16 protein-coding genes and 1 pseudogene are annotated in these 18506 nt (G+C 73.5%); 7 read left to right on the top strand and 10 right to left on the bottom strand.

Annotated elements, in window-relative coordinates:
• The first annotated feature begins 86 nt into the window (after positions 1–86).
• From ACIBI5_RS19830 to ACIBI5_RS19820, 3 genes are read left to right on the top strand one after another with little or no spacing between them, the layout of a single operon-like run.
• The gene (locus ACIBI5_RS19830) at positions 87–1403 is read left to right on the top strand and encodes an MFS transporter (protein ID WP_397248660.1); all 1317 of its coding nucleotides are present in this window, start codon (positions 87–89) and stop codon (positions 1401–1403) included.
• Between the two features lie 10 nt (positions 1404–1413).
• The gene (locus tag ACIBI5_RS19825) at positions 1414–2079 is read left to right on the top strand and encodes a response regulator transcription factor (RefSeq protein WP_397248658.1); all 666 of its coding nucleotides are present in this window, start codon (positions 1414–1416) and stop codon (positions 2077–2079) included.
• Positions 2076–3416 (top strand): sensor histidine kinase, encoded by a 1341-nt coding sequence (locus ACIBI5_RS19820; RefSeq protein WP_397248656.1) that lies wholly within the window; start codon positions 2076–2078, stop codon positions 3414–3416. The genes ACIBI5_RS19825 and ACIBI5_RS19820 overlap by 4 nt, the downstream gene beginning before the upstream one ends.
• Here the strand turns inward: ACIBI5_RS19820 and ACIBI5_RS19815 are convergent.
• From ACIBI5_RS19815 to ACIBI5_RS19805, 3 genes and pseudogenes are all read right to left on the bottom strand, one after another.
• Entirely contained in the window at positions 3395–3709 is a 315-nt protein-coding gene (locus ACIBI5_RS19815; protein ID WP_397249141.1) for a carboxylesterase family protein, read from the bottom strand. The two genes, ACIBI5_RS19820 and ACIBI5_RS19815, sit on opposite strands and share 22 nt — an antisense overlap.
• Positions 3710–3921: 212 nt before the next feature.
• Positions 3922–4845: pseudogene (locus tag ACIBI5_RS19810) on the bottom strand (carboxylesterase/lipase family protein); the annotation flags it as partial.
• Between the two features lie 86 nt (positions 4846–4931).
• Entirely contained in the window at positions 4932–5141 is a 210-nt protein-coding gene (locus ACIBI5_RS19805; RefSeq protein ID WP_397248654.1) for a hypothetical protein, read from the bottom strand.
• A gap of 104 nt (positions 5142–5245) precedes the next feature.
• On the opposite strand from ACIBI5_RS19805, the gene ACIBI5_RS19800 reads away from it, so the two are divergent.
• On the top strand, positions 5246–5842 hold the full coding sequence (locus tag ACIBI5_RS19800) for a TetR/AcrR family transcriptional regulator (RefSeq protein WP_397248652.1): 597 nt from the start codon (positions 5246–5248) through the stop codon (positions 5840–5842).
• Here ACIBI5_RS19800 and ACIBI5_RS19795 read toward each other — a convergent pair.
• Positions 5839–6744, bottom strand: coding sequence for a TAXI family TRAP transporter solute-binding subunit (locus ACIBI5_RS19795; protein WP_397248650.1), 906 nt, complete (start codon positions 6742–6744; stop codon positions 5839–5841). The genes ACIBI5_RS19800 and ACIBI5_RS19795 overlap by 4 nt on opposite strands.
• Positions 6745–6770: 26 nt before the next feature.
• On the opposite strand from ACIBI5_RS19795, the gene ACIBI5_RS19790 reads away from it, so the two are divergent.
• Positions 6771–7565, top strand: coding sequence for a Mut7-C RNAse domain-containing protein (locus tag ACIBI5_RS19790; RefSeq protein WP_397248648.1), 795 nt, complete (start codon positions 6771–6773; stop codon positions 7563–7565).
• On the opposite strand, the gene ACIBI5_RS19785 is transcribed toward ACIBI5_RS19790, so the two are convergent.
• Positions 7521–11021 carry a protein kinase gene (locus ACIBI5_RS19785; RefSeq protein ID WP_397248646.1) on the bottom strand — a complete coding sequence of 1167 codons (3501 nt, stop codon included), beginning with the start codon at positions 11019–11021 and terminating at the stop codon, positions 7521–7523. The genes ACIBI5_RS19790 and ACIBI5_RS19785 overlap by 45 nt on opposite strands.
• A 58-nt stretch (positions 11022–11079) precedes the next feature.
• On the opposite strand from ACIBI5_RS19785, the gene ACIBI5_RS19780 reads away from it, so the two are divergent.
• Both ACIBI5_RS19780 and ACIBI5_RS19775 read left to right on the top strand, forming a co-directional pair.
• A complete protein-coding gene (locus ACIBI5_RS19780) occupies positions 11080–13602 on the top strand; it encodes a BTAD domain-containing putative transcriptional regulator (protein ID WP_397248644.1) in 2523 nt (840 codons plus the stop codon).
• A 116-nt stretch (positions 13603–13718) separates the two neighbouring features.
• Positions 13719–15263 (top strand): endonuclease/exonuclease/phosphatase family protein, encoded by a 1545-nt coding sequence (locus ACIBI5_RS19775; RefSeq protein ID WP_397248642.1) that lies wholly within the window; start codon positions 13719–13721, stop codon positions 15261–15263.
• A 39-nt stretch (positions 15264–15302) separates the two neighbouring features.
• Here ACIBI5_RS19775 and ACIBI5_RS19770 read toward each other — a convergent pair whose 3' ends face one another.
• Genes ACIBI5_RS19770 through ACIBI5_RS19750 form a run of 5 tightly spaced genes read right to left on the bottom strand, consistent with a single transcriptional unit; the run spans position 15303 to position 18209 of the window.
• Positions 15303–15788 (bottom strand): hypothetical protein, encoded by a 486-nt coding sequence (locus ACIBI5_RS19770; RefSeq protein WP_397248640.1) that lies wholly within the window; start codon positions 15786–15788, stop codon positions 15303–15305.
• A 51-nt stretch (positions 15789–15839) separates the two neighbouring features.
• Positions 15840–16748: a GTPase Era gene (gene era, locus ACIBI5_RS19765; protein ID WP_379616648.1), complete on the bottom strand. Its 909-nt coding sequence runs from the start codon at positions 16746–16748 to the stop codon at positions 15840–15842.
• Between the two features lie 18 nt (positions 16749–16766).
• The gene (locus ACIBI5_RS19760; RefSeq protein ID WP_397248638.1) at positions 16767–17246 is read right to left on the bottom strand and encodes an NUDIX domain-containing protein; all 480 of its coding nucleotides are present in this window, start codon (positions 17244–17246) and stop codon (positions 16767–16769) included.
• Between the two features lies 1 nt (position 17247).
• Complete coding sequence (locus ACIBI5_RS19755) at positions 17248–17565, bottom strand: cytidine deaminase (protein ID WP_397248636.1); 318 nt, start codon at positions 17563–17565, stop codon at positions 17248–17250.
• 11 nt (positions 17566–17576) lie between these two features.
• On the bottom strand, positions 17577–18209 hold the full coding sequence (locus ACIBI5_RS19750; RefSeq protein ID WP_397248634.1) for a hypothetical protein: 633 nt from the start codon (positions 18207–18209) through the stop codon (positions 17577–17579).
• Positions 18210–18506 lie beyond the last annotated feature (297 nt).

Genomic DNA, 18506 nt, shown 5'->3' with positions numbered 1-18506 from the left:
GTTAGATATGCGCCCGCCCCCCTTGGCAGAGGAACCTTCGGCGGAGAGGCTCTGGCCAGCACAGACGCCCCCCTGGAGGTATCCCGTTGAGCAAGGCACGCATGCCGTGGAAGAACGTCATCGGCGGTTCTGTCGGCAACCTCGTCGAGTGGTATGACTGGTTCGTCTACGCGAGCTTCGCCACCTACTTCGCGGCGTCCTTCTTCCCCAAGGGGGATTCCACCGCCCAGTTGCTGAACACCTTCGGCATCTTCGCCGTCGGCTTCTTCATGCGCCCGATCGGCGGCTGGCTGCTCGGGCGCTACGCCGACCGCAAGGGCCGCAAGGCCGCCATGACCATGACGGTCACGCTGATGTCGGCCAGCGCCCTGCTGATCGCGATCGCGCCCACGTACGACACGATCGGCGGCGCCGCCGCGGTGGTCCTGCTCGTGGCCCGGCTGCTCCAGGGCATCTCGGTCGGCGGCGAGTACGCGGCCAGCGCCACCTTCCTGACCGAGGCCACCCCGCCCGGCCGGCGCGGGTTCGCCTCCAGCTTCCAGTACGTCTCGATGACCGCCGGCCAGCTCGTCGGCCTCGGCCTGCAGATCATCCTGCAGAACTCCATGACCGAGGAGGCCCTGAAGTCCTGGGGCTGGCGCATCCCGTTCATCATCGGCGCCCTGGCCGCCGCGGTCGTGTTCTACCTGCGGCGCAGCCTGATGGAGACGGAGGCCTACGGCGAGGAGTCCGCCGGCGCGCACGACGCCAAGGACCGCGGCACGCTCAAGGCGCTCTTCACGCACAAGAGGGAATTTCTGCTGGTCATCGCCCTGACCATGGGCGGCACCGTCGCGTACTACACCTACACGACCTACCTGACCACGTACCTGTCGAACACCGCCGGGCTGTCGAAGGCGACCGCCTCGACCGTGAGCTTCTGCGCGCTGTTCATCTTCATGTGCATCCAGCCCGCGGCCGGCGCGCTCTCGGACCGGATCGGACGGCGGCCGCTGCTGATCACCTTCGGCGTCGGCTCGACACTCGGCACCGTGCCGCTCATGTACGCGCTGTCGTCGGTCAGCGGCTTCTGGAGCGCGCTGCTGCTGTCGCTCGTCGGCCTGCTCATCATCACCGGCTACACCTCGATCAACGCGGTGGTGAAGGCCGAGCTGTTCCCGACCAACATCCGGGCGCTCGGGGTGGCGCTGCCGTACGCGATCGCCAACGCGCTGTTCGGCGGCACCGCCCAGTACGTGGCGCTGTGGTTCAAGGGCGCGGGCATGGAGCCCGGCTTCTACTGGTATGTGGCCGGGTGCGCCGCCGTCTCCCTCGTCGTGTACTTCAGCATGCGCGAAACCCGCGACGCCGCCCTGACGCGCAGTGAGCGCGGCGTGGCCGAGGCGGTTCCCGAGCGCGTCTAACCTGGTCGGCATGCGAGTTCTCCTGGTCGAGGACGACGACCGGCTCGCGGCGGCACTGACCACGGCACTGTCGCGGCACGGGCACGAGGTCGTCCGTGCCGCGCTGGCCGTGGACGCCCTCCGCCTGGCGGGGGGCGTCGACTTCGTCCTGCTGGACCTCACGCTGCCCGACATGGACGGGCTCGACGTGCTGCGACGGTTGCGCCGCAGCTCCGCCGTACCGCTGATCGTGGTGACGGCGCGGATCGAGGAGCGGGAGGTGCTGCGCGGGCTGCGTTCCGGCGCGGACGACTACCTCGTCAAGCCGTTCCGCACGGCGGAGCTGATGGCGCGCATGGAGGCGGTGCTGCGCCGCGGCACCCGTCCGCTGCCGGTGCGCGACGAGGTCGTGACCGTCGGGGACGTGCGGATCGACCTGGACGCCCGGCAGGTGCACGTGGCGGGCGCGCAGATCACGCTGACCCGGCGCGAGTTCGACGTGCTGGCGCTGCTGGCCCGCAGTCCCGGCGTGGTGCGCAGCCGCGAGGAGATCCTCGACGAGGTGTGGGGCGACCCGCTGCTGTCGGCCTCCCGCTCGCTCGACGTGCACGTGGCGGGCCTGCGCGCCAAGACGGGCCGGCCCGGCCTGGTCGAGACCCTGCGCGGCACCGGTTACCGCCTGGGTTCGACGGCGTGAACTCCCGGCTGGTGGTGACCTTCACCACGCTGATCGTCTTCCTCATCGCGGCGCTGGCCGTACCGCTGGGGCTCTTCTACGCCTCGCACCGCACCAACCGGCTGCTGCTCGACCGCCGCGCGGACGCCACCCGCTTCGCCGAGCTGGCCGACCAGTCGGCGCGCGACGCCGACCACTCCGCGCTGAGCGCGGAGATCGAGCGCTACAGCGAGCTGTACGGCGCCGCCGTCCGCGTGCTCGGCCGCGACAGGAGGGTGCTGGCCGAGGCCGGGCGGATGACAGCCGACACGGGCGCGGCGACGAGGCTGGCCCTGTCCGGCCGCACCACCGAGGAGTTGCCGGCCATCGGCCCGCTCGGCCCGCGGACGGTGCTGCTGGCCGAGCCGGCGGGCCGCGACGCCCAGCTGTCCGGCGTGGTGCTCCTGCAGGTCCGCACCGACAACGCCCGCACGGACGTCACGCTCGTCTGGGGCGCTCTGGCGGCCGGCGCCCTGATCGCGCTGGCCTACTCGGTGCTGGCGGCGCGCCGCCTGGCCCGCTGGATCCTGCGCCCGGTCACCGAGCTCGACCGCACCACGCGGGCGCTCGCCGAGGGCCAGCTCGACGCCCGCGCGCACCCGGGCAACGGCCCGTCGGAGCTGCGCCGCCTGGAGGAGCGCTTCAACGCGATGGCCGACGCCGTCTCCGGCGCGCTGGAGCGCCAGCGGGCGTTCGTGGCCGACGCCTCGCACGAGCTGCGTACCCCGCTGACCGTGCTGTCGCTGCGTCTGGAGAACCTGGAGCCGCACCTGCGCGAGGAGGGCTCGGCCGAGTACGAGGAGACGCTGGCCGAGCTCGACCGCCTGGCGCTGCTGGTCGAGGACCTGCTGGCGCTGGCCAAGGTCGAGGCGGGCACGGTCGCGGCCACCGCGCGGACCGCCCTCGCGCCGCGCCTGGCGGGCTGGCGCGAGGTCTACACCGCGCGCGGCCTGACGATGGAGATCGAGATCCCGGCGGAGGCGGAGGTTCCCGAGCCGGTGGCCCGCATCGCCGACATCGCGCTGGACAACGCCCAGAAGTTCGTCCCCGCCGGCGGCAGGGTAGTGGTGACCCTCGACGAGGGCGTGCTCCGGGTCGCCGACGACGGCCCCGGGCTCGGCGAGGACGAGCGGGCCGAGGCACAGGGCCGGTTCTGGCGCTCCGGCTCCCACGCCAACGTGCCGGGCAGCGGCCTGGGCCTGGCCATCGCCGCCGAGCTGGCCAGGGCGTGCGGGGCGGCGCTCAGCCTGCTGCCCGCCCACCCGCACGGCCTGGTCGTCGAGGTTCGCCTGGGTTCTCAGAACCAGAGCCCGCAGTGATGCCCGCCCTTCATGTCGTACGGCCGGGCCGCCCCCTGCGCCAGCTCCAGCGCCCGGTCGGTCCCGTCGAGACGCGGCCAGGGCGGGCCGCCGCCCCCGTTCGGGTCCCCGGTGCGGACGAACCGCGTCCAGTAGCCCACCACCCGCTCGGCCAGCGCCCGCTGCCCGGCGGTCTTGCCCGGCGCGTCCACGAAGTCGAACAGGGCGAACGTCTCTGCCCCGTGCGCGGTGACCTCGCCCATGTGCGGGGGCAGCGGCCCGGCGACCGCGGGCGCGGTGGGGTCGGTGAACAGGTAGGCGTACGTGGGGCCTTGCGCGCGTGCAGGCGCCCTGACTTCCAGGTGGGGCAGATCCAGTCGCGGTCGCTGAACACCCTGCTCACCGCCGCGGCGGCCGAGGGATGGTCGCGGCGCGGGTAGCGCTCCGCGACGCGGGTGGCAGCGGGGCCGAAGGCCTTCTTCAGCAGGGCCGGGTAGTCGCGCTCGCCGATGCCGCCCGGGTAGGCCCAGAGCGTGAACTCGGCGTGCTCGTCGCGCGTGTTGCCCTGCAGGAGCGGGACGGCCGCCTCCTTCCCCGCGGCGAACACCTTGGCGGGCTCGCGCGGGACGAACGGCGTGCCGTACGACAGGAGCGGGAAGCCGCCCGTGTGCGGCAGCAGGTCGCCCGCCTTCTTGCCGCGCAGGCAGGCCACGTCCGCGCAGGACATCCGCTCGGCCAGCGCGCGCCCGTTCCGCTGGACGGTGCCGAGCGGGTGCCAGGACGACACCTGTCCCAGCCCCGGGCCGAGCGCGCCGGCCGGATGGCTCATCAGGCACGATCCGCTCTCGACGACGGCCTGCCCGAACAGGCCCTTGGCGGGCGGTGAGGTCATGAGCGTGCAGACGCTCATCGCCCCTGCCGAGGCTCCGGCGAGCGTCACCCTGCCCGGATCGCCGCCGAAGCGCGCGATGTTGGCCCGCACCCAGGTCAGGGCGGCCACCTGGTCCTGCAGGCCGAAGTTGGTCTCGCGGCCGAGCTCGGGGTGGGCGAAGAAGCCGAAGACGCCCAGGCGGTAGTTGACCGTGACGACTACGATGTCGCCGGTTTCGACCAGGCGCGTGGGGTCGTAGATGGAGCCCGCGCCGCTGAGGAAGCCTCCGCCGGGCACCCACACCATGACCGGCCGGTTCGCGCCCGGCCGGGCGGGGGTGGTCACCTCGACGGTCAGGCAGTCCTCGCTGGTCGGCGTGCCCTTGGGCATGTCGGGCGCCTCCAGTTGCATGCAGGCGGGGCCCGGTCTGGTCGCGTCGCGCACGCCTTTCCACGCGGGCGCCGGCCGGGGCGCGCGCCAGCGCGCTTCGCCGACGGGCGGGGCGGCGTAGGGCAGGGCGCGGAACCTGCGCACGCCGCCGACCTCGGCCCCGCGCACCTCGCCCTGGGCCGTCCGCACGACCGGCCCGTTCACCCCTGCGGGAGGTACGGCCGCGCCGCATCCCGTCAGCGCGGCGGCCACCACCAGGACGGACAGGATCCTCCTCACCTGCCCTTCCCCTTCCGCGCCGCCCAGGCCGCCGAGAGCCCGCCGGCGACGACGGCGAGCGCGTAGCAGGCCATCCACGCCGCGAACCCGCCGGGCAGCCCTTGCAGGAGCCCGCCTTCGGTGTGGTCGACCAGCAGCCTGATGGCTCCCTGCGCGCCCACGACCAGCAGTAGGACCCCGATCACCTGCACCGCCGTGTATTTCACTGCGAAACCTCCCCATGTTTTGTGGTTCGATCGCACCATAATCCGTTTTGGTACGATCGCACCACAAACCAAAGTCGAAGCTCGCCCCGACCAAGGACGGACGCATGCCCCGCCACGCCGACCACGACCAGCGCCGCCGCCAGATCGCCGAGGCCGTGTGGCGGCTGGCCGTCAAGGGCGGGCTGGAGCACGTCACCCTGCGGCAGGTCGCCACCGAGGCCGGGGTGTCGGCCCGGCTTCTGCAGTACTACTTCGGCACCCGCGACCAGCTCCTGCTCGGCGCGCTGGAGATCCTCAACACGGTCTCCGGCGAGAGCGCGCGGCGGCGGCTGGAGCGGATCAGCGAGAAGCCCGACCCGCGCACGATCGTGCGCGGGGTGCTGATGGAGTTGCTGCCGCTGGATGCCGAACGCCGGGAGCGGCACCTGGTGTTCGTCGCGTACTTCGTGCACATGCTCGCCGACCCCGCCCTGGCCGCGACGGTCCGCGAGACGCCGCCGGGTCTGCAACGGCTGCTGGTCGACATGCTCGGCCAGGGGCGCGAGCAAGGGCAGGTGGGGCCGGAGGTAGACATCCCGGCGGAGGCCGCGTTCCTGCTGGCCGGGGCCGAGGGGCTCCAGGCCGGTGTGCTGCTCGGCCAGCACACGCCCGAGCAGGCCGTGGCCCTCATCGACCACCAGCTCGGGCGGATCTTCCGCTAGCCGTACACCGAGCGGTAGTAGCGGGCGGCGCCGGGGTGGAGGGGGACGGCGCCGGTGCCGATGGCGTAACGGCGGTCGAGGCGGCCGCCCGGGGCGTCGGGGGCCTGGAGGCGGTCGCGGCTGGCGAACAAGGTCGCGGTCAGCTCCCTGGCCAGCTCCACGTCCAGGTCGCGGCGGCAGACCAGGTAGCTGGGCGTGCCGACGGTGGCCACCGGCTCGGCGGCGCCGTACACGCCGGCCGGGAACGCGGCGTGCTCGTACAGCGGGCCGTGCGCGCGGCGCAGGACCGGCACCAGCGTGTCCAGCGCGCGCAGCCGCACGTCGTCGAGCACGGCCAGCGCGGGCGTGGGCACGCCGCCCGACCAGAAGAAGGCGTCGACCCTGCCGTCGCGCAGCGCCTTGATCGACGCGTCCAGCCCGAGTTTGAGCGGGCGGGTGCCGGTCAGCCCCGCCGCCCGCAGCACCCGCTCGGCGGTGACGGCGGTGCCCGACCCCTCCGCGCCGAGGGAGACCGACCGTCCGGCCAGGTCCCGGGGCGCCATGACCGCCGAGCCCGCCCGTACGACCAGGTGCACGTAGTTCATGTACATGCGGGCCAGCGCGGCCACCGGCTGCCGGCGCACGCGCACCGCGTGGTCGGCGCTGTCGGCCAGCGCGAACGCGGCGTCGGCCCGGCCGTCGCTGAGCATCTCCAGGTTCTCGACGCTGGCGGCGGTCTTGAGCACGCCGACCTCGAAGCCGACCCGCCGCAGCTCCGCCGCGAACCGATCCCCCAGCTGCTCGTACGGCCCACCCGCCGACCCCGTGGCCAGCCGGATCCGCCCGCCCTCCCACTCCCCCGCGGCGCAGCCCGCCAACGCCAGCCCGGCGAGGGCGAAGAGGGAACGGCGCGGCAGACTCACCCCACCAAGGTATCCGCACCGCCGAAATGGGGGTGATCCCCCGACGGCCCGCGTGGCATCCTGACCGTGTGGACGAGACGGACATACGCCTGCGCATCGCCCCCGAGCTGCGGCTCTTCCTGCCCGCGAGCCGCCGCCAGGAGTGGCAGCGGGCGCAGGCGGACCGCACGTCCACGCTGGGGCACGTGGTGGAGTCCCTGGGCATCCCGCTGACCGAAGTGGGCCCGATGACGGTGACCGGCACCGGCGTGGGCCCCTCCTACCAGCCGCGCGGCGGCGACGTCGTGGACGTGGCCCCGGTCCCCAGGCCCCAGCCGCTGTCGGCGGAGCCGCGCTTCCTCCTGGACGTCCATCTGGGCACGCTGGCCAGGCGGCTGCGGCTGCTCGGCATCGACACCGCGTACCACAACGACATGGACGACCCCGCGCTGGTGGTCCAGGCCAACGCCGAGCGCCGGGTGCTCCTCACCCAGGACCGCGGCCTGCTGCGCCGCCGGGCGCTGTGGCTGGGCGCGTACGTGCGGGGCGCAAAGGCCGATCTCCAGCTCGGCGACCTCCTGGACCGCTTCGCCCCGGCGCTGCGCCCCTGGACCCGGTGCACCGCCTGCAACGGCGTCCTGGCCGAGGTGCCGAAGAGCGAGGTGGCGAACACCCTGCGCGACGGCACCCGGCGCAGCTACGACGCGTACGGCCGGTGCCGCGAGTGCGGCCAGGTGTACTGGCGCGGCGCCCACAGCGACCACCTGGAGAAGATCGTCACGCGCGCGCAGGCCGCCCTAACCGGCATCGGCGCACACGGGGAACGGTTCCGCCTCCGGTAGGTGGCGGATCCATTCCTGGCTGGTGAGCGGCCTTCCCGCGGCCTGGCAGGCGGCCCGCGCGAGGCGTACCGCATCGAGCGGGTGGGTGCGCAGCACGCCTTCGGGCGTCGCGCTGAGGAGCGTCCCGCCGTCCTCGCCGAAGGCGATCGCCGCCCCCTCCATGAACCCGTACTCCGTCATGCCGTCGAAGACGGTCCCGAGTGCCTGCCGCGTCCCGATGTCCCACAGCCTGATCTGGTCGCCGAAGCCGTAGGCGGCGAGCATCGTGCCGTCCCGCGACCACGCCAGCCCCGTCGCCTCGAACCCCGGCGGCACGGGCAGGTCGTCGATCCTGGCCGTCAGCCGGGCGTCCCAGAGCACGAGGCGGCCCGTCATCCAGACGGCCAGGTACCGGCCGTCGGGGCTGAAGGCGTAGACCTGCAGCGACGTGCCCAGCATGCGGGGACGGGCCAGCCGCGCTCCCTTGAGCGGGTCGATCAGTGCGGTGGCGGTCATCAGGACGCGCCCGTCGGGACTCCAGGCGGTGACGCCCTCGCTCTCGACGTCCGTGGCGAGCGACGAGCCGCTCCGGAGGTCGCGTAGTTCAAGGGGCAGCGCCCCGTCGACCCCGCCGGTGGCGATGGCGAGGGTCCGGCCGTCGGGGCTGAACTCCAGGCCGTAGACCGAGCTCGCCTTGGGGTTCGCGGGCCGGAAGGAGGTGAGCTTCGTCCCCGTGCCCGTGTCGATCAGCATCACGCCGTCGTCCGTGCCCACGGCCAGCCGGCGGCCCGTGGCGTCGAAGGCCAGCTTGCCCTGCAGCGTGGGGTCGCCCCAGGCGATGGGGGCGCCCACCGGGCGTCCGCGTGCCACGTCCCACAGCCGCACCTCGCCTCGCGCGAAGGTGGCGAGCAGCCGGCCGCCCGGGGCGAACTCGCCGGTGCCCAGCGAGTCCCCGCGGACGACCGGCTTGTCGAGGAGGGCGGCCAGGCTGACCGTGTGGATCACGCCACCGCTCATCACCAGGCGGATGGCCCGGTCGCCCGGGTCGAGGCGGAGGTACTCCAGGTCCTCGGACATCTCCATCCGCAGGACCTGGTGACCGTCCGAACGCCGCTGCACCGCCATGTCGCCCAGAAGATCCCAGTGCGCGATCAGCTCGTCGCCGAAGCCGAAGGCGAGGGTGCGGGCGGTCTCGCCGGGGATCACGCTACGGCGCGTGGCGCCCGACACGAGGTCGCGCATCTCAAGCCGGCGTTCGGTGTCCTGCGAGAGCTCCTGTGTGTACGCCAGCGACCGGCCGTCCCCGCTGATCTCGACGGTCTCGACGTCCCGCGTCATCGGCAGTCCGGGCAGGTCGATCCGCCGGTTGGCGCGCAGGTCCCAGAGCTCGACCCTGCCACGCCGCGGTGTCACCACCCCGCGCGCACCCCGGCCGTCGACGGCGGACAGGTCCGCCCGCAGCGCCTTCCTGTCCTCGACCGTCCACCAGCGCCGCCCGCCCTCGGCGTCGGGGACGGCCAGCAGCCGCCCGCCGGCCTCGAAGGCCAGCTCGCCGGGATCGGTGACATCCAGGCCCGTCGCGAACGCGCCGCCGATCGGCCGGCCGGACGCGAGGTCCCACAGCCGCACCGCACGGTCGTCCTGGAGCGCCAGGGTCTTCCCGTCGGTCGTGACCGCGGCCCGCCCCGCGGCCCCGACGCCCGTGAACTGCCTGAGCTGACGGTGCGCCCGCACGTCCCACAACCGCGCCTGCCCGTTCTGCACCGCGACGAGCAGGCGCCCGTCGCGGCTCGTGGCGTACACCACGTCGGACGCGGCGTCGGGGTCGGTGAAGGTGTCGGTGAACCGCTGCGAGCGCGAGTCGATCAGCGCGGCCCTCGTCTCCGGGATGCCGGGATCCAGCCGGTACGCCGCCACGCTCAGCAGCATGGCCAGCTTCGGGTCGTTCACCCGCAGCCCGGCGGCGCGCAGGGTCAGCGCGCGGGCGGTGGCGGCGTCGCGCTGGGCCGCCACCTCCGTCCTGCGGTACTCGGCCAGGGCCAGACCGCCCAGGGCCAGGACGAGAAGGACGGCCATCGCGCCGGCCAGCATCGCGCGCAGCCGTACCTGGCGGCGGGAGCGGGCGGTGGCGGCGTCCAGGAACTCGCGCTCCAGCCGCACCAGCGTGAGGTCCCGGCGCTCGGCCGCCGCCCAGCGCAGGGTGCGGTCCAGGTGGGAGCCGTGCAGGAGGTCGGCGGGCTTCCTGCCGTGGCCGTCCCAGAAGCGCGCCGCCTCGGCCAGCCGGCGCTGCACGGGCAGGCCGTCGCGGTTGTCGGCCACCCATTCCCGCAGTCTGGGCCAGGCCTGCACCAGGCCGGGCCTGGCCAGCGCGTACGTGCCCTCGCCCGGCGCGGACACCAGTCCCGACGCGGTGAACAGCGCCAGCAGTCCGTCGACCGCCTCCTCCTCGGGCAGTTCGGCGCGGGTGACCTCCCTGACGCTCTCGCCGTCGGCCATGCGCAGGAACACCTCGGGCGCGGCGGCCCGTTCGCGTTCCGACAGCTCGCCGTACAGCTCTTCGGCGACCGCGCCGAGGCCGGGCTCGGCGGCGGGCCCGCCGAGCGTGGCGGCGAGCGCGCCCCCACGGGCGAGCGGCGCGTCGGCGTCACCCTCGCCCGCGTCACCCACGTCCGCGTCACCCACGTCCGCGTCACCCACGTCCGGCAGCCCCAGCAGTGCCAGCAGTACGGCCCGCGCCCGCGGCCGCCGTCCCGGTTCCTGGGCCAGCGCCGCGGCCACCAGCGGCCCGAGGGGCTCCGGCAGGTCCTCCACGTCGGCCCGGAACCCGAGCACCTCGGACACCACCGCGACCGGATCGCCCGTCTCGACCGCGTCGGCCCCGCGCGCCGCGAACAGCACGACCAGCCCCCACGACCACAGGTCGGCCGCCGCCCCGGCCCCGCGCCCGGTGAACAGCTCGGGCGCCATGTAGCTCGGCGTCCCCATCACCGGCCCCGTCGTGGTGGGCCCGTCCTCCCGCGCCACCCCGAAGTCGATCACCCTCGGCCCGTCCGGCCCCAGGATGATGTTGTCCGGCTTGAGGTCGCGGTGCACGACGCCGGCCCGGTGGATGGCGGCCAGCGCGGTCGCCACGCCGACGGCCAGCCGGTGCAGCCCCTCCCCCTCGTACGGCCCGGCCTCCGCGACCACCTCCCGCAGGGTCCGCCCCGGCACGAACTCGCTGACGATGTACGGCACGCCGAGATCCACCTCGACCACCCGGGCGGTGCAGAAGGCGGCCACCCGCCGCGCCGCGTCCGCCTCCTTGCCCAGCCGCCGCCGGGACTCGGGCGAGTCGGCTCGCGGTACCTTGATGGCGACCCGCTCCCCGGAGGGCCCGTACGCGTCGTAGACCACCCCCTGCCCGCCCGCGCCGAGCCGGCCCGCCAGCCAGTAGCCGCCGAGCCGGTGTGGGTCAGAAGGAGTAAGCGCCGCCATCAGATATGAAATTCTGTGCCCATAAAAGATCACAGACGCCTGGATTGCGGGAAATAGCGTGGAATTTCGGATCATGGGGCCGCTAGAGGTGCGCGACGGCGGGGAGGACCGCACCCCCACCGCACCCAAGCACCGCGACCTGCTGACCATGTTCGTGCTGAACGCCCGCCGCCCGCTGAGCGTCGGACGGCTGCGCGACCTGTTATGGCCCCGCGAGGGCGGCGACCGCTCCGACTCGCTGGTCCGCGGCTACATCGGCCACCTGCGCCAGCTCCTCGGCAAGGACGTGATCACCACGGTCTCCGGCACCTACACGCTCGCCGTGGAGGAGGAGCAGCTCGACGTCAACCGGTTCAGGAGCCTGGTCGAGCAGGGCGGCTACGACGAGGCGCTGACCCTGTGGCGCGGCCCGGCGCTGGAGGACGTCGACCCCGACGGCTCGCGCTGGCTGGAGACCGGCCGGCTGCGCGAGGAGCTGGAGGAGCTGCGCCTGCTGGCCATCGAACGCAGGAACCAGCGGGCCCTCGACGCCGGCCGGCACCGGGAGGTCCTCGCCGAACTGCGCGGCCTGGTCGCCGGGCACCCGCTCTGGCAGCGATTTCGCGGGCAGTACATGCTGGCCCTCTACCGCAGCGGCCGGCGCGTGGACGCCCTGGCCGCCTACGCCGCATTGCGCGAGGAGCTCGACGGCGGCCACGCCATCGAGCCCGACCCCGATCTGCAGCTGCTCTACCACCGCATGCTCCACGACGACGTCTCCCTGCACGTCTCCGCCGGGCCGCCGGTGCTGCTGCCGCGCGACGTGGCCGACTTCACCGGCCGGGGCGAGCTGCTGGAAGAGGTGGTCGGGGACCAGGTGGTCGTCCATGGCCAGGCGGGCACGGGCAAGTCGGCGCTGGCCGTACACGCGGCATGGCAGCAGCGCGCGAGCTTCCCCGACGGCATCCTCTACGCCGACCTGCGCGAGAACGGCGACCCCGCCGCGGTGCTCGAGGACTTCCTGCGCTGGCTCGGCTGCCCCGCGCAGGCCGTCCCCGACTCACCCGAAGGCCGCGAGCGGCTGCTGCGCGCCTACGCGGCCGGCCGCCGCCTGCTGGTCCTGCTCGACAACGCCACCGACGAGGAGCAGGTACGCCCGCTGCTGACCTCCTCCCCCACGATCATCACCAGCCGGTCGGCGCTGGCCGGTCTGCCCGGCGCCAGGCGGCTGCCGGTCGGCGTGCTCGGCCCGGAGGAGTCGCTGGAACTGCTGACCAGAAGCTCGGGCCGCGAGCCCGGCGAGGCGCTGGTCCGGCTGGCCCGCTTCTGCGGCGGCCTGCCGATCGCGCTGCGAGTGGCCGGCTCACGGCTGGCCGCCCGGCCCGCCTGGACCGCCGACTACCTGGTCGGCCTGCTGGAGAACGAGCACCGCCGGCTCGACGGCCTGCACGCCGGCGACCAGACCGTGCGCAGCGCGTTCGCCATCGGCTACGACGGCCTGCCGGAGGCGGCCGGGCGCACGCTGCGCGGGCTCGGCGCGCTGTCGGCGCCCGATGTGGGCGACTGGGTGACCGAGGTCTTCGGCGGCCAGGCCGAGGCGCTGGTCGAGGCGGGCCTGCTGGAGGCGCACACGGTGGACGTGGCCGGGCAGGTCCGCTACCGCATGCACGAGCTGGTCCGGTTGTTCGCCCGCGAGCAGCCGGACCCGCCGGGGCTGTCCGCGCTGCCCGCGCTGGTGCTGGCCAGGGTGCGCGTCTCCCGCTTCCCCCTGGTCTCCGGCGACCCCGCGGCCGCCTTCGCCACCCGCGAGATCAAGGAGTCGGTGCAGTGGCTGGCCGCCGAGCGCGGCTTCCTCGTCGCCCTGACCGGTGACCTGTGGCGGGCCGGGCTCGACGCCGACTGCTGGCAGCTCGCGCACCTGCTGACGCCGTTCCTGGAGCGCCACCGCCACCTCGACGACTGGCGTACCGTCCTGGCCCACGCCCTGCCCGCCGCCCAGGCTACCGGCGATCCCCGGGCCGAGGCCCTGATCCTGCGCGACGAGGGCGACCTGCTCCTCGCCGAACACCGCTGGCAGGATGCGCACGAACGCCTCCGCCTGGCCCTGGGCCTGTTCCACCGCACGGGCTCCGTGCGCGAAGCCCACCACACCCGCCGCCGCCTGGGCCGCGCCCACCTGGAGCTGGGCCGCCCGCAGGACGCCGAACGCCTGCTGACCACCTGCCTGGAGGCGGCCGAGGGCGAGCGCGAGCGCGCCGACACCCTGCTCGCCCTCGGCGAGGTGCTGCGCCGCGCGGGCCGCCCGGAGGAGGCCGCAGCGCACCTGAGCGCCGCCGCCGAACACCTCGCCGGCCTCGGCGACCGCCACCGCCGCACCGACGCCCTGCTCGCCCTGTCCTCGGTACGGCTGGCGCAACACGACGTCCCGTCCGCCCGCGACGCCGCCGAACAGGCCAGGAGCATCGCCCTGCGGCTCGGCGACCGCCTGCTCGACGCCGCGGCGCTGACGGCCTTGGCCGAGGTCAACACGGCCGAGGGCGCCACCGGCCGCGCGGCCGAGCTGACCGCCCTCGCCCGCGACATCCTCAAGGAGCTTGTCTAGACAGCTGTGCCACTTGTCCACCCTTGACCAGGGTGGATACTTGTCAGACTGCGTACATCTTGGCTTTACTTTGCCAGTGGATGCTCTCTTCGGACAGCCAGCCACTAGGAGCCCCGATGCGTCTACTCCCCCTGTTAGCCGCCGCCCTCCTCGCCATGACCGCCGTGACCGTTCCCGCCCGCGCCGCCGCCCCCGACGGCACGCTCGCCCTCGAATCGAGCGCCGTGCGGGCCGGCGACCCGATCAGGCTCTCCTACTCCACGCCCCGCCCGCACGCCAAGAACTGGGTCGGCCTCTACACCGAACCCGGCAACGGCCCCGTCGCCGAGCAGTTCGTGGGCCCGTCGCTCACCTGGGTCTACACCCCCGACGCCGGCGGCACCGCCACCCTGCCCACCCAGGGTTTGGAGCCCGGCGACTACGTCGTCTACTTCCTCGCCCAGGACGGCTACGCCTGGCTGGCCCAGCCCGCCCGGCTCAAGCTCGTCAGCTCCGCCGCCCTGCACTTCGTCACCTCGCCCTTCACGCTGCGCAACGGGCGGGCCGGCACGCCGTACGGTGCGAGCGTCACAGGACTGGTGAAAGGCGACACGAGCGGACTGACCTTCACCAAGAAGGCGGGCGCGGCGTGGATCGCGGTCGCCGCCGACGGCCGCGTCAGCGGCACCCCCACCGCGGCCGGAACCTCGGCGCTCACCGTCGAGGCGCGCAACGCGGCGGGACAGACGAGCACGGCATCGGTCTCGATCCGGGTACGCGGCGCGAGCGAGACGCTGGTGCCCCGGCTGAAGGCGATGAGCTGGAACCTGTGGCACGGCGGCAGTCAGGTCTCCGGCGGCCGTGAGAAGCAGCTGCGCTTCCTGCTGGACCGCGACGTGGACGTGGTCGGCCTGCAGGAGACGTCCTCGACCTCGGCGCAGGAGCTCGCCCAGGCGCTCGGCTGGGACCACTACCAGGCCGGCGCCGACCTGGGCATCATCAGCCGCTACCCGATCACCGCGCGCGGCCCGCTGCCGTCGCAGTCGGGGCTCGCCGGCATCTACGCGCGCGTCCGCCTCGACGAGCGCACCGGCCGCGAGCTGGTCCTGTGGAACGCCCACCTCGGCTACACCCCCTACGGCCCCTACGACGCCTGCTTCTCCAACCGCACCACCCAGCAGTTGCTCACCCGGGAGGCGAACTCCGGCCGCACCGGCCAGATCCAGGCGATCGTCCAGGCCATGGGCGGCCACCTGCAGGCCGCCGGGACCCACCCCGTGCTCCTGACCGGCGACTTCAACGCCCCCTCGCACCTCGACTACACCGCCGCGGCGGCGTCGTCCCACTGCGGGCGCTCCGGCATCCCGTGGCCGACCTCGAAGGTTCCCGAGCAGGCGGGCCTCAAGGACTCCTACCGCGTCGCCCGTCCCAACCCGGTCACCGCGCCCGGCAACACGTGGTCGCCCGTCTACAAGACCTTCACCGGCGGATACGGCTACGACCACCGCGCCGGCGACCCCGAACCGCAGGACCGCATCGACTTCGTCCACTACGCCGGCGGCCTGAGCGTCGAGTCCTCCGACGCGGTCGTCGCCGGAACCCCGGCGCCCCACCCCGGCCACGGCGGCAACGAGTGGACCTCCGACCACGCCGCCGTCCTGACCACGTTCACGCTCAGCTGACCCATGGGGGCGGCGGGGAAACCCGCCGTCCCACCCCGGTCAGCCGCGGCGTGGGAGCAGGGAGAGAACGGCGAAGACCACGACGGCCAGCGCGCTGCCCAGGGCGGCGAACCACCCGTACTGCAGCACCGGCTCGATCGCCAGGAATCCGCCCAGGTCAACGGAGATCCGGTCGCCCGCGTCCCGCGGGCCGGCCACGAACAGCACGAGGACGGCCGCCGCCACCCCGCCGGGGATCGCCGCCAGCCCGGCCCACGGCCGGCGTCCCGTCATCAGCCCGGCCACCCCGAACGCGCCCGCGACCAGCCCGGCGATCAGGGTGTAGACGCCGAAGGCGTCGTCGATGCCGCGCACGGTCCTGACGACGCCCGCGCCGATCAGGTCACTGCGTGCCGAGAGCCCCGCCCAGGGCAGGATCGCGCAGACCACCAGCAACGCCCCGGCCGCGACGACGGCGAGCGCGTAGCCCCTGCGCGCCTTGCGTTCCGGCCTGCCCGACACCCGCGACGAAAGGTAGTCGCCCACCCGATCACCATAAGCCCGCCCGGCGTCGCGCACCACAACCCCGCCCGGGGCTCAGTCGAAGAAGCCCAGCCTGCGCAACTGTTTCGGGTCGCGCTGCCAGTCCTTGGCGACGCTGATGCGCAGGTCGAGGTAGACGCGGGTACCGAGCAACGCCTCGATCTGCTTGCGGGCCCTGGTGCCCACGTCGCGCAGCCGTTCCCCCTTGTGCCCGATGATGATGGCCTTCTGCGAGGGACGCTCCACGAACAGGTGCGCGTAGATGTCGAGCAGGTCGTCGCGGCCCTCACGGGGCAGCATCTCGTCGACCACGACGGCGATCGAGTGGGGCAGCTCGTCGCGTACCCCTTCCAGCGCCGCCTCCCTGATCAGCTCGCCGACCAGGACCTGCTCGGGCTCGTCGGTGAGGCGGCCGTCCTCGTACAGGGGCGGCGACTCGGGCATGTGCCGGACGAGCACGTCGGCCAGCGCGCCGAGGTTGTCGCCGGAGGTCGCGGAGACCGGGACGATGTCGGCGAACTCCCCCAGCTCCGAGACGGCCAGCAGCTGCTCGGCGATCTGCTCCTTGGAGGCCAGGTCGCACTTGGTGACCACGGCCACGACGGGCGTCTTCTTCACCGCGGCGAGCTTCTCGGCGATGAAGCGGTCGCCCTTGCCGATCGCGTCACCGGCGGGCACGCAGAAGCCGATGACGTCCACCTCGGTGAGCGTGGACAGCACCAGGCTGTCGAGGCGCTCGCCGAGCAGGGTGCGCGGCCGGTGCAGGCCCGGCGTGTCGACGATGATCAACTGGGCGTCGGGCCGGTGGACGATGCCCCGGATGACGCGCCGGGTGGTCTGCGGCTTGGACGAGGTGATGGCCACCTTGGTACCGACCAGGGCGTTCATCAGCGTGGACTTGCCGACGTTCGGCCTCCCCACGAAGCAGGCGAAACCGGCGCGATGGTTGTCTGGCGAAGTCACATAGTCGATTGTGGCCCATCAGCCACCGTGCTGCCGCCACCAGGCATACGCGTCGGGCAGCACGTGCGGCGACCACGAGGTCATGTCGAGCGCGGCGAGATCCCCGGGAAGGGCCCAGGTGAAGTCGTTGATCTCCTCGCCGTCGGGGGTGGGCGTGACGGCTTCGGTGAGGACGCAGGCGTAGGCGGCGATGACGTAGGCGACCTCGTGGCCGTTGGGGTAATGGGTGCGGAAGTCCGGCCCGCCGTACACGCCGATCAGGCCGCGCACCGAAGCCTCCACGGACAGCTCCTCGCGCAGCTCGCGCACGACGGCGTCCTGCGGCCGCTCGTCAGGGTCGATGCCGCCGCCGGGCGTCGCCCACTTCCCGACGTCGCCGTGGCGTGCGAGCAGCAGCCGCCCCTCCGCGTCGAACACACACGCCGTCACCGAGGGCAGCACCAGCAACCGCCCGCCCACCGCGGCCCTGAGCTCGGCCAGGAACGGCGACATCGCCATGTCAGCCCCTCAACCGGCCGTCGGGACCGGCCACGAGCAGCCTGCCGCCCAGCTCGCCGACCACCGCGGCGTCCGCCTCGCTCGGGCCCTCGCCCTCGGTGACCAGCGCGGCGGCCTCCAGGGTCCGCGCGCCGCTGGAGATCGCCATGGCCGCGGCGACCTGCACGGCGGAGAGCGTGAGCGCGTCGAGCGCGACGTTGGTGGCCGAGTAGGTGCGCCCGGTCTCATCGCGTACGGCGGCGCCTTCGCGCGAGCCGTTGCGCGCCCTGGCCGACCGGGCCAGCGTGATGATCTTGCTGTCTTCGGGATCGAGAGTCACGGGAGACTAGGTTAGGCCCTGGCCATCCCGAGCACCGACCGCGCCAGCTGCTCCGTGCGCTTCGGGTCGACCCGCTTGAGCCCGGTGTGCACCAGCGACACCAGCGTGTCCCCCTCGCGCACGAGCAACACGTTCAGCGCGTACGGATACCCGTTGAGCCGCCCCGCCAGCTCCGCCGCCACCGCCTCGTCACCCACGCCGCCGACCGGCAGCGTACGCAGCCGCAGATCGGTCCCTGCACCGGCGTTCACCGCATGACATCCCCGCAGCGCCTTGCCGAGGTCGTCGATGTGCCACTCGGCCTCCGCCCCCGCGTACCGCGCCAGCGCCACCCCGGCCGTCTCCCCCAGCGCGTTGCCGGGATAGCTGGCCGCCGCCTGCGCGGTGAGCGCCCGCCGCGGCGCCTTCCCCGCCACCGGATCGAGTACGGCCCGGCAGTTCCGGTCACGGGCGGCGAACGGCACTCTCCACGCCTCCTGCGGCCGTGGCGAGAATCCGTCGGGCAGCTTGGGATCCTTGTTCAGGATCTCCTTGAGCCGCTCCTGCGCCCGCATGTCGAGCTGCGCGTCGACGGTGCCGCCCCCGCACGCGGTCAGCCCCGCCATGAGCAGCGCGCCGACGATGATCCATACTCCGCGTTCCATGTTCCCCCCGGAGGGCGATCTCCCCAGAACGCGAATGCGGCAATCCACCGGAGAAGCCATCAGACACCCATGGAAACGCTTAAGGGTGCTCTCGCCCGTTTTATCGGACGAGAACACCCTTTACGCCGAGCAACGTCGCGATCGGCTAGCTGACCGAGACGTTGCCGTCCCCCCAGGGGCTACCTCGCGCCGCGAACCCCACCCGGCGTCCGGATCACCCCTCTGCGACACCCACCGCACTGGGCGTCTGTGAATAGATTGCGACACGTCGCTTGCATTTCGCTTGTAGAACACTTA

It is taken from the genome of Nonomuraea sp. NPDC050540, from assembly GCF_044457485.1.
Taxonomy (GTDB): Bacteria; Actinomycetota; Actinomycetes; order Streptosporangiales; family Streptosporangiaceae; genus Nonomuraea.
Note: the sequence above shows the minus strand (reverse complement) of the source record. Positions and strands in the feature narration are given on the sequence as shown.